General features: G+C 69.6%; 12 protein-coding genes. 2 read left to right on the forward strand and 10 right to left on the reverse strand.

The window, feature by feature from the left end; genetic code table 11:
* Window positions 1-28: 28 nt before the first annotated feature.
* Window positions 29-808: an enoyl-CoA hydratase-related protein gene (locus ACFV4K_RS20985; protein ID WP_379276980.1), complete on the reverse strand. Its 780-nt coding sequence runs from the start codon at window positions 806-808 to the stop codon at window positions 29-31.
* Between the two features lie 75 nt (window positions 809-883).
* Here ACFV4K_RS20985 and ACFV4K_RS20990 point away from each other — a divergent pair, with 75 nt between their 5' ends.
* On the forward strand, window positions 884-1162 hold the full coding sequence (locus ACFV4K_RS20990) for a hypothetical protein (RefSeq protein ID WP_357096277.1): 279 nt from the start codon (window positions 884-886) through the stop codon (window positions 1160-1162).
* 9 nt (window positions 1163-1171) lie between these two features.
* Here ACFV4K_RS20990 and ACFV4K_RS20995 read toward each other — a convergent pair whose 3' ends face one another.
* From ACFV4K_RS20995 to ctaD, 9 genes are all read right to left on the reverse strand, one after another.
* Window positions 1172-1945 (reverse strand): NUDIX hydrolase, encoded by a 774-nt coding sequence (locus ACFV4K_RS20995; RefSeq protein WP_379276990.1) that lies wholly within the window; start codon window positions 1943-1945, stop codon window positions 1172-1174.
* 116 nt (window positions 1946-2061) lie between these two features.
* Window positions 2062-2559 (reverse strand): hypothetical protein, encoded by a 498-nt coding sequence (locus ACFV4K_RS21000; protein WP_379276981.1) that lies wholly within the window; start codon window positions 2557-2559, stop codon window positions 2062-2064.
* Window positions 2560-2776: 217 nt separating this feature from the next.
* Window positions 2777-3607, reverse strand: a complete 831-nt coding sequence (locus ACFV4K_RS21005; RefSeq protein WP_379276982.1) for an ABC transporter ATP-binding protein — start codon at window positions 3605-3607, stop codon at window positions 2777-2779.
* A 25-nt stretch (window positions 3608-3632) separates the two neighbouring features.
* The gene (locus ACFV4K_RS21010) at window positions 3633-3854 is read right to left on the reverse strand and encodes a hypothetical protein (RefSeq protein WP_379276983.1); all 222 of its coding nucleotides are present in this window, start codon (window positions 3852-3854) and stop codon (window positions 3633-3635) included.
* A gap of 147 nt (window positions 3855-4001) precedes the next feature.
* Complete coding sequence (locus ACFV4K_RS21015; protein WP_379276984.1) at window positions 4002-4745, reverse strand: aminoacyl-tRNA hydrolase; 744 nt, start codon at window positions 4743-4745, stop codon at window positions 4002-4004.
* Window positions 4746-4766: 21 nt separating this feature from the next.
* Complete coding sequence (locus ACFV4K_RS21020) at window positions 4767-5240, reverse strand: protease inhibitor I42 family protein (protein ID WP_379276985.1); 474 nt, start codon at window positions 5238-5240, stop codon at window positions 4767-4769.
* A 99-nt stretch (window positions 5241-5339) separates the two neighbouring features.
* On the reverse strand, window positions 5340-6569 hold the full coding sequence (serB, locus tag ACFV4K_RS21025) for a phosphoserine phosphatase SerB (RefSeq protein WP_379276986.1): 1230 nt from the start codon (window positions 6567-6569) through the stop codon (window positions 5340-5342).
* A 139-nt stretch (window positions 6570-6708) separates the two neighbouring features.
* Complete coding sequence (locus ACFV4K_RS21030; RefSeq protein ID WP_379276987.1) at window positions 6709-7752, reverse strand: NAD(P)H-dependent flavin oxidoreductase; 1044 nt, start codon at window positions 7750-7752, stop codon at window positions 6709-6711.
* 110 nt (window positions 7753-7862) lie between these two features.
* On the reverse strand, window positions 7863-9599 hold the full coding sequence (gene ctaD, locus ACFV4K_RS21035; protein ID WP_379276988.1) for a cytochrome c oxidase subunit I: 1737 nt from the start codon (window positions 9597-9599) through the stop codon (window positions 7863-7865).
* A gap of 281 nt (window positions 9600-9880) precedes the next feature.
* On the opposite strand from ctaD, the gene ACFV4K_RS21040 reads away from it, so the two are divergent.
* Window positions 9881-10924 (forward strand): ABC transporter substrate-binding protein, encoded by a 1044-nt coding sequence (locus ACFV4K_RS21040; protein ID WP_379276989.1) that lies wholly within the window; start codon window positions 9881-9883, stop codon window positions 10922-10924.
* Window positions 10925-11125 lie beyond the last annotated feature (201 nt).

The raw sequence follows: 11125 nt of genomic DNA on the forward strand, positions 1-11125 counted from the left end.
AGCCTAATGAATAGCCCGGTGAGCGGTGTTATCGGGCCACTGAACGACCGGTGAACGGGATCGCATCCGGTCCGTCGACCAAATAAGAACGTGTTCCAACCTGCTCATCTTCGGTTCCGAACAGGTCAGCCCACTCGCGGCGGGCCCGATCATGACCATGTGTACCGGCCTCGAAGACCCGTTTCGCGGCCGCGATCGCCGCGCCCGGACCACCCACGAACTGCCCCGCCCAGCGCAGTGCGGCGGCGAACACATCGTCGGGCGCCACCACCTCGTCGACCAGGCCCAGCGCCGCGGCCTCCTTCGGATCCACGAAGCGTCCGCTGTACACCAGATCCTTGGCGTGCGACGGCCCGATCAGCAGGCTCAGACGGCGGATGCCCGCCAGCGGGATCAGCCCGGCCTTGATCTGCGGCAGGCCCAGTTTCACGTTGTCGCCGATGATGCGGCGATCCGCCGCCAGCGCCAGTTCCAGGCCCGCGCCCAGCGCGTACCCGCTGATCGCCGCGACCGTCGGCTGCGGCAGCCGGGCCAGGCAGCCCAGCGCCGACTGGAAGTCGGCCGCCATGGCCTGCGCCTGCTCCGGGGTGAGGCGGGCCAGCTCGGCCAGCTCGTCACCCGCGCTGAACACCCGCGCGTCGCCGTAGACCACCACGGCCACGATCGACCCGTCGGCCGCGATCTCGTCGGCGGCGGCCGCCACCTCGAGCGCCACCTGCAGATCGATCAGATTCATCGGGGGGCGGGCGATGCGGAGCACCGCGACACCCTCTGCCACGCCCCGGTCCACGGTCACGAATTCGGCCACAGCCGATCACCCTACTTCGAGCCCTGGGTATGGTGTCCCTCCGCCCGTGCGGGCGTGCTCGATCGTGGAGTTCTTATGCGTGACATGTGGTGCCCCAGCTGCGACTCGACCCTGCCGGTCGTAGCGAGCCGATGCCCCTTCTGCTCGGCGGAGCGCCCGCCCGAACCGGAACCCGAACAGCCGCCGTCGTATTGGCTGCGGGTGTTCGTGGTGGCGCTGGTCCAGGTCGGGCTGCCGATCGCGGTCGGGGTCGGGATCCAGGCCCACGTGGTGGCCGCGGCGGCGGCGCTCGGATTCGCGGTGAGCGCCATGCTGTGGAGCCTGGTGTGGGCCGCGGCCACGCCGCAGCACTGAGCTACCGACCTACTCGGGTCGCTGTGAGCCCCGGATGCGGGCGTTCTCCGGCAGTTCCGCGAAGTAGCGGTCCGCGTGCGGGAAGGCCAGCGCCGGGCCCTCGGCCTCGGGATCGTAGACCGGCATGATCGGGACGATGGTCCGGACGGCGGCGAGAATCTCGGCGGTGGAGGCGAATTCGCCGAGCGCCGCGAGCTGGGTCCAGGTCGGCGGCAGCAGCACGTCCAGGCCCTCGTGCCAGCGGCGGATGGCCTCGGCGGGCGTGCACCAGGTGACGACCTCGGCCTCGGAGGTGGCGCCGTCGGCCAGCTGGCCCTCCGGCAGCACTGCCACGAAGAAGCGGGTGTCGTAGCGGCGCGGCTCGATCACCGGGGTGATCCAGTTGTCCCAGGGGCGCAGCAGGTCGGCGCGCAGCACCAGGTTCTCGCGGGTGAGGAATTCGGCGAAGGACAGTTCGCGGCGCTCCAGCTGCCCGCGCGCCTCGGCGTAGACGGCGGTGTCGGTGACCACGGTGTCGGCGGTCGGACCGGCCAGCAGCACGCCGCATTCCTCGAAGGTCTCGCGCACGGCGGCGCAGATCAGCGCCTGGGCGCGGCCCGCGTCGATGCCGAATCGCTCGGCCCACCAGGCGGCTTCGGGTCCGGCCCAGTCCAGGGCGACCGACGCGTCGGAGGGGTCGACGCCGCCACCGGGGAAGACGGTCATCCCGGCCGCGAAGGCCATGCCGCCGACGCGGCGCTGCAGGAACACCTCGGGCCCGTGCCCGCCGTCGCGCACCAGCATGACTGTGGACGCGTCCTTGACCGGGCGCGCGGCGGGCTGGAATCCGGGCTGTGCAACTGTCTCGCTCACATTCCGCACCATAACCCTTACCCGAGCGAAATAACATCGGCCCCGATTCACTCGGTCAAATGGACTGATCCGGTGCGGGTTTCGATGACGGGCGGCCCGGTGGGATCCGGATGCCGGGTCCAGGTGCCCTCGACCTTCCCGGTCCGGTAGTCCTGCACCTGGCTGACCACGGCCCCGGAATCGTCGGTCCAGGTAACCAGGAAAATGCCCGCCTCGATGGGCGCGACCGCGACCGGGGTATTCGTCCGGCGTCCGGTGTCGGCGGCGGTGTAGGTAAGGCTGCGGCCGTCCGCGGCGAAGGTGATGGTGCCGCCCGAGCCGACGTCATAGGTGAGCTGCGCGGTCTTCCCGTTCAGGTCCGCGGGCACCGCGGCCTTGCCCAGCGTCTCGGCGGCATGCGACTTCGAAACCTGCTGGGCCGCTGGCGGATCGGCCACGCAGCCGGTGGCGGCGAGGGCGACGGCGAGGACCGCGAGAGCGCCGGTGCCCCGGGACGCGATGGGACCGGTCGCCCGGTCTGCGATGGCACCGATGGTCCGGCTCACGGCCAGCTCCCTCCGTCAGCGGCAGTTGCGGACAGTTTGCCCGTCGGCCCCTGTGGACGCAATCGCAGCGCGCCGCGATTCCGGCAGTGACAGCTGATCTCGTTGCGATGGGGGTAACTCGTCGGGTACCCCCAGAATTGCGTGGGCACCCGGCGCAAGTCCGGAATGCCAGCCGGCCACGGCTCCCGGCCGCCCGCTGAAGTCTCGGAGAGGCGGGCTAGCTGCGGTGCCGCCCGAAACGCTGGCTGCGGCGCGCGAAGTAGCGGCCGTCGATGCGGTCCAGCTGGATCGACTGCCGGAACGCCTCGCTCAGGTTCTCCGAGGTCAGCACGTCGGTGAGCAGACCCTGCGCGACCACCGCGCCCTCGTTGAGCAGCAGCCCGTGGGTGAAGCCCGGCGGGATCTCCTCCACGTGGTGGGTGACCAGCACGATGGCGGGCGCGTCCGGGTCCGCGGCCAGATCGCCGAGACGCTCGACCAGTTCCTCACGGCCGCCCAGATCGAGTCCGGCGGCCGGCTCGTCGAGCAGCAGCAGTTCCGGGTCGGTCATGAGCGCGCGGGCGATGAGCACGCGTTTGCGCTCGCCCTCGGAAAGGGTGCCGTAGGTGCGGTCGGAAAGGTGTTCCGCGCCCAGGCTTTCCAGAATGTCGATGGCCCGGTCGGTATCCATGTCGTCGTAGCGCTCGCGCCAGCGGCCCATGACCGCGTAACCCGCCGACACGACGAGATCGGCGACCTTCTCGTCGATCGGCACCCGGCTGGCGATGGCGGCGGAGGAAATTCCGATGCGCGGGCGTAGTTCGTTGATATCGACCCGACCCAGGGTTTCGCCGAGCAGATTGGCGATTCCGGAGGTGGGGTGCATTTCGGCGGCGGCCATCCGCAGCAGTGAGGTCTTGCCGGCGCCATTGGGGCCGAGCACGACCCAGCGTTCGTCCAATTCCACCTGCCAGGTGACCGGACCCACCAAGGTATGTCCGGAACGTCGGACGGTGACGTCGCTGAAATCGATGAGCAGATCGGGATCCGGTTGCGGCACGGGGTCCATCTTGGCCCACCGCCCTGGACGATCGTCAACGTGGTGGCTGAATCCGGGGCGTGTCCTCTCCGGAAGTGCGGGGACGATAAGCGATTTCATGGGTGCGCGTATCGAATTCCGATAGATCACACTCCGGGCCCCGCATTCCCCGGCCCCGCGCATCGGCGCTCGTGGAGCGGAACATCCGTGCCAGGATCAGTGCCACCGGGATCGAGAGCACCGTCCACACGATGAGAACAACCAGCAATGTTGTCATTTCGTGGTTTCCTTTCGAGGAAACTCGTGAATCGATCCTGGACCACCCGGTCGGGGAAGTCGATACGCCCTGCCCATATGGGTCAGCACGCCAACCATTCGGTTTCGCTAGTGCGCCATTCGCGCCGTCGCCTCCATGCCCTCCGACCTACGGCACCGCGATCACGGTCATCGACCCCGGGGCCACCTCCGTGAACCCGGCGTCGCGCACCGCCACCGCGTCGCCCCGGGCCACCCGCCGTCGCAATTCCGCCCAGTGGCCCGGATCGGCCTCCGCGACGGTGCACCGAAACCCGGTGGCGGCCCACGCATACGCTTGCCGCACCGATAAGGCGCCTGCCAGCAACATGCCGGCATGCCCTACCTGTGCCGCTGCCTTCCCCACAGTCATACCCAATTCCGAGTCCACCCATAGCACCGGACATTCCGGATCGATCGCGATGTCCGACTCCTCGGGCAGCTCGGTTCCACTGATCTGGAGCCGACGGATCCGCGGATCCACGTCCCCCACCGGACCCGGCACCAGCGCCCGCGCCTGCGCGCCGCCGAAATCGACTGTGACACCATCGACTTCCTGCGCCGCCAGCCACTGCGCCCCGCGGGCCCGCCGCGCCACCTTCCGGATGCGCGAGCGCTTCCAGGTCAGATAGCGCTCCTCCCACTCCCCGTCCGGCCCGACCCGCTCGTCCAGGCATACCGCGACCACCGCCGAGGCGGCGGCCGCCAGCAGCGCCGACCGCGCGGGCGGATCGTTCTTCGGAATGTGCAACACCATCTGCATGGCCTGGACCAGAGCCGGGTCGGCGGGATCGCCCCCGCCGCCGTAGCCCCGGGCCAGTTCCGCGTGCCTGGCCTCGAAACCGGCATCGATGGTGGATCCAACGCTCGACACAACCACTCCTACAACGACGTTCTAACGCACCGTCAGGTTCACGGTGAACCGCTTGGCGGGCTCGACGCCCTGTTCCCAGGCCCGCATGTACGCCAGGCTCAGCGTGGTCGAGCCGGGGGCCACGGCCACGAAATTCAGCACCGACTTGCCGCCGACGCCGACCTTGCCGTCCGGGTTGGGGTCCTGCTCGTACTCGGGTGACCCGTTCTGCTTCACCACGTTCTGGTTCAGCTCACCCAGCTGCCAGCCGAATCCGGTGGTCGGATTCGCCTCGAGGGTGACGACCAGGCCCTGCCCCACGGCCAGACTCACGTCCTTGCCGTCGGAGTCCGCGCCGATCCGCTCGGCCGCGCGGTCGGCGGGCGTCGCCTGCACGGCGGTGGTGCCCGCGGCACTCGTCGCCGAGACCGGTCGCGCCTCGTTCGGATCGGTGGTGCCGCAAGCGACCAGCGCGAGGCCGGCCATCACCATCACCAGCGGCATACGCACACGCACTCGGACTCCTTCGGTCATCGCCGGGTTTCCGACCACGGTACCGAGAGCGGAGCTCAGAGTGGCGCAAGCGAATTGGACGCGTTGCGGCTACCGCACGGCTTACCGCGGCAGCGGCACCCGGCGGATACCGCCGTCGCGGGCGTCGGCGGCCTCGACCTCGTCGCGGGTGACGCCCAGGATGAACAGCACCGCGTCCAGGAACGGATGGGACAGCGCGGCGTCGGCGACCTCGCGCAGCGCGGGCTTGGCGTTGAACGCGATACCCAGACCCGCGGCATTGAGCATGTCGATGTCGTTGGCGCCGTCGCCGACCGCGACGGTCTGCTCCATGGCCACGCCCGTCTCGGCCGCGAACCGGCGCAGCGCAACGGCTTTCGCGGCCCGGTCCACGATCTCGCCGGTGACCGCGCCGGTCAGCTTGCCGTCACGGATCTCGAGGGTGTTGGCCTGCACGAAGTCCAGTTCCAGTTCGTGCGCGAGCGGCTCGATGACCTGGCGGAACCCGCCGGACACCACGCCGCAGCGAAAGCCCAGGCGGCGCAGGGTGCGAATGGTGGTGCGGGCGCCGGGGGTGAGTTCGATGCGCTCGGCGACCTCGTCGATGACCGAGGCGTCCAGCCCGGCCAGGGTGGCCACGCGCTGGCGCAGCGATTCGGAGAAGTCGATCTCGCCTCGCATGGCGGCCTCGGTGACCGCGCGGACCTCGTCCTCGACACCGGCGTGCGCGGCCAGCATCTCGATGACCTCGCCCTGGATCAGGGTGGAGTCCACGTCGAACACGATGAGCCGCTTGGCCCGTCGCGCCAGACCGGCCTTCTCGACCGCGACGTCCACGCTCTCCTTGGCGGCCACCGCGGACAGCGCGGTGCGCAGCTCGGTCTCGGTGTTCGCGTCGGCGGCGGGCACGGTAACCAGCAGTTCCAGACCGGTGACCGGGTAGTCGGCGATGCCGCGAATGGAGTCGATATTGACGCCCTGCGCGGCCAGTTTGCGCGCGATGGCGCTGAAGGCGCGGGCGGTGACCGGCGAACCCAGCACCACGACCGCGTGGGTGGACAGCTTGGCGCCCGATACGGCGCTGGCCCCGATCTCCACGGCCACGTCCATGCCGATCGACGCCATGGCGTCCTCGAGCTGATCCTGCAGCGACTCGGGATCGGTGGGACACGACACCAGCACGCCCAGGGTGAGGCGGCCCCGGATGACGACCTGCTCCACATCCAGCAGGCTGACCCCGTTGTTGGCCAGCGCGGCGAGTAGCACCGACGTGACGCCCGGCTTGTCGGGTCCGGTGACCGTAACCAGAACCGTCGTGTCAGACGCGCTCAATCGATGACTCCTTGTCCCTGCGACAACGTGGCCCGCCCGACATGCGGCGGCAGCTCATTCTGTCAGGTCGGCCTCGCACCGACCGCGCCGACCGCCGCCCACGGTGGCGGGCATCACGTCGGCGAAGCTCGCGTACGGCTCAATGCCCGCCGGGGGCGAGCAGGCGGACCGCCTCGGAACACCATTCGCCCAGGATCTCGGCGACCGGGCGCACCGCGGTGACCAGCCCGACGCCCTGCCCGGCATCGACCGGTGCGATGCGCGGATCATCGGCGGCATTCGCGGCGGCCAGCTCGGCCCGGGCCGCGCCGATGCTCGGGGACGGGTCGGGCGCGGACAGCTCGTCGACGCGGTCCTGCCAGCGCTCGGTGAAGTCGTTGCGCAGCACGCGGGCCGGAAACCGCTGCGGCCAGGGCAGTTCCATGCCGACATCGAACGCCCGCGTGAGGATCGTGTCGGTGCCCCGCGCCGCGAGCAGGGCACGGCGGCTGTTCGGAGGCAACAGCGATTCCTCGGCGGCGGCCAGCGCGGTGCCCAGCCACACCCCCGCGGCGCCCGCCGCGAGCATGGCGGCCATCCCGCGCGCCGAACCGATTCCGCCCGCGGCCAGCACCGGGCCGGGCACGGCGTCGAGCACCGCTTCCAGCAACGGCAGCGTCGCGACCTCGGGCGCACCGTGGCCGCCACCCTCGAGACCGCGCGCGACCAGCACGTCGATCCCGGCGTCGTGGGCTCGCCGGGCGTCCTCGACGGTGTAAACCTGTGTCGCCGTCCGGATTCCGGCCGCGCGGGCGCGGGCGGCCCAGGACAGGTCGGTCCCGAAGCTCACCGACAGCAGGGCGGGTTTCGCGGCGAGGGCGAGGTCGAGGAGTCCCGGGCGCGCGGCCGCCACCCAGTCGACCAGGCCGATTCCGATCGGGCCGGGCGCGGGCGCTGCCCCGCTCCCCAGCAGTTCCCGTTCGAGCGCGGGGAGTTCGCGGTCGAGGGCGGCGGCGGCCAGTTCGCGTTCGAGCGCCTCGGCCGAGCCCGCGCTGCCCATGCCGATCATGCCCAGTCCCCCGGCGGCCGCGACCGCGACGGCCAGCCGTCCCCCGGCGACTCCGCCCATGGGCGCGTTCACGATCGGCGTCCGCAACCTCATCGCGTCCGACCAGTCGGTCCGCGGTCCCGCATTCTCGGTCATCACTCCATAAAAGCGTCCCGCCGCCGACGGGGTCGGGCCACCCCACTCCGCAACGCACCGCGGCACCCGTCCGAAGACGGGTGCCGCGGTGGTGTTCAGGTGTCAGGCGACTAGTGCGACGCCTTCTCCAGCTCGTGCACGTTGTGGGACTTGGAGCCCCAGCCCACGTGGGCCTCGGCGCGCATGCGCTCGACCATGTGCGGGTAGTGCAGCTCGAACGCGGGACGCTCGGAGCGGATGCGCGGCAGCTCGTAGAAGTTGTGCCGCGGCGGCGGGCAGGACGTCGCCCACTCCAGGGAGTTGCCGTAGCCCCACGGGTCGTCGACGGTCACGATCTCGCCGTAGCGGTAGGACTTGAAGACGTTCCAGATGAACGGCAGCATCGACGAACCCAGGATGAAGGCACCGATCGTGGAGATGGTGTTCAGGGTGGTGAAGCCGTCGCTCGGCAGGTAGTCGGCGTAGCGGCGCGGCATACCCATGTTGCCCAGCCAGTGCTGCACCAGGAACGTGGTGTGGAAGCCGACGAAGGTGGCCCAGAAGTGCCACTTGGCGAGGCGCTCGTCCATCATGCGGCCGGTCATCTTCGGGAACCAGAAGTAGATGCCCGCGAAGGTGGCGAACACGATGGTGCCGAAGAGCACGTAGTGGAAGTGCGCCACCACGAAATAGGTGTCCGACACGTGGAAGTCCAGCGGCGGGCTCGCCAGGATGACGCCCGACAGACCACCGAAGAGGAACGTCACGATGAAGCCGACCGACCAGAGCATCGGCGACTCGAAGGTGAGCTGGCCTCGCCACATGGTGCCGATCCAGTTGAAGAACTTCACACCGGTCGGGACCGCGATGAGGAAGGTCATGAACGAGAAGTACGGCAGCAGCACCGCGCCGGTCGCGTACATGTGGTGCGCCCACACGGCGATGGACAGGGCCGCGATACCCAGGGTCGCGTAGACCAGGGTGGTGTAACCGAAGATCGGCTTCCGTGAGAAGACCGGGTAGATCTCCGAGACGATGCCGAAGAACGGCAGCGCGATGATGTACACCTCGGGGTGGCCGAAGTACCAGAACAAGTGCTGGTAGAGCAGCACGCCGCCATTGGCCGGGTCGTAGATGTGGCCACCCAGGTGGCGGTCGTAGGCCAGGCCGAACAGGGCCGCGGTGAGCAGCGGGAAGGCCAGCAGGATCAGCACCGAGGTGACGAGGATGTTCCAGGTGAAGATCGGCATCCGGAACATGGTCATGCCCGGGCAGCGCAGGCAGACCACGGTGGTGATCATGTTGACGCCACCGAGGATGGTGCCCAGACCGGAGACGGCCAGACCCAGGATCCACAGGTCGGCGCCGACGCCGGGCGAGTGGACGATGTCCGACAGCGGGGTGTACGCGGTCCAGCCGAAGTCCGCCGCGCCGCCGGGGGTGATGAAGCCGGCGGTCGCCATGGTGCCGCCGAACAGGTACAGCCAGTAGCTGAACGCGTTCAGACGCGGGAAGGCGACGTCAGGGGCGCCGATCTGCAGCGGCAGGATGATGTTGGCGAAGCCGAACACGATCGCGGTCGCGTAGAAGAGCAGCATGATCGTGCCGTGCATGGTGAACAGCTGGTTGAACTGTTCCGGCGACAGGAACTGCATGCCCGGACGGGCGAGCTCGGCGCGCATGAGCAGCGCCATGATGCCGCCGACCATGAAGAAGGAGATGGCCGTCACCAGGTACATGACGCCGAGAACCTTCGGGTCCGTCGTGGTGACCATCTTGAAGATGAACGATCCCTTCGGACCCGTCCTTTGAGGATAGGGCCGCTCCGCCTCCACAAGGCTGGCCGGCCGCGGTTCTACGGCAGTCACGAAACCTCCACAGGTATGCCATCGTTCGTACGCTGCTTCCGGCGTCCGGTTCGGCAACATGACGAACGACGGTGGCTTGCGCTGTGACAGATCGTAAACCGTGTCCCATCGGCGCTCGCTCCGGGTCCTACTCTGTGTCGTATTTCGGCTCCGCCGAGGTCGTATCCGTCGGGCCGCCGGTGTCGTAATTGGGAGTCGCGGAGCTCGGCTGTAGGCTGCCCCGCATGCCGGTGCGCGAGTCTGCTTCCACCCGAAACACGTTCGCCTCCACCTTTTCCCCTATGCGGCATTTGCGCAGTGTGGGATTGGTCTCGGCGGCGACGCTGCTGACCGTCGGCCTGGCCGCGGGGTGCGCCAAGACCGATGACAACTCAGCCTCGATCGTGCGCACCACCACGAATATCGCCGGTGCGGGCGTGGTCGGGATCGAGCGCGACACCACCAAGGCGTGCGCGCTGCCGACCACCCCCGACTCGGCCGGGGGCACCAGGTCCGTCGCGCACGCCGCGGGCACCGCGGAGGTGCCCGCCGACGCCAAGCGCATCGTGGTGCTGTCCACCCCCGCCTTGGACGCCGCCTGCGCGCTGGGCCTGTGGGAACGGGTGGTCGGCGCGGCCACCGTCGCCGGGCCGACGCCGCAGCCGTCGTATCTGGGCTCCGGGATCGCCGCCATCCCGGCGGTGGGCACGGTCGACAGCCCGGATCCGGCGAAGATCGCGGAGCTGAAGCCGGACCTGATCATCGGCCCGGCCGCCGACCGCGGCCGCTACGACGCCCTGAAGGCCATCGCCCCGACCGTCCTGGTCGGCGACGATCACGGCTGGCAGGCCACCTTCACCGGTTTCGCGGAGGGCCTCAACCGCAAGACCGCCGGCGCCAAGGCCCTCGACGACTACCGCACCGCGGCCCGGGACACCGGCGTCGCCGCCAACTCCGCGCTCACCCAGGCGTCGGTGATCCGCTTCGAGCCCAAGACGATTCAGGTGCAGGGCGGCGACACCTTCGCCGCCCAGGTGCTCGGCGACGCGGGCGTGCAGCGCCCCCAGGCGCAGCGCGGCGACTCGTTCGACGTCTCGGGCCTGAGCGCCGAGGCCGACCGCGACAAGCTCGAGGGCGACCTGATCTTCCTCATGTTCGACGGCAAGGACGGCCTCGACTACGGCAAGTCGATCATGAAGGGCGACAACTGGAAACAGCTCGGCGCGGTCAGCGACCGCCGCGAGTTCGCCGTCGACGACGCCATCTGGCACGGCAGCGGCATCACCGCCGCCCGCGCCCTGCTCGAGGACGTCCGCAACAACCTCAACGGCTACGTCGCCGACTGATCCACCGCACGCCGCACGGTCCGATTCGATCCGGCGCTCGGCCCGATGACGTGGGGAAGTCGCCACCCGGCCGAGCACCGACCGCGAAGTTCACCGGCAACACCGTGAACATTTCGTGATGACCGGTATTCCCCACGGACACACCCGACAAACGCGGTGATTTCAGCGGCCGCGCACCCGGCCCTCGACAGCCAACGGCCC

This window comes from Nocardia sp. NPDC059764, assembly GCF_042732555.1.
GTDB lineage: Bacteria > Actinomycetota > Actinomycetes > Mycobacteriales > Mycobacteriaceae > Nocardia.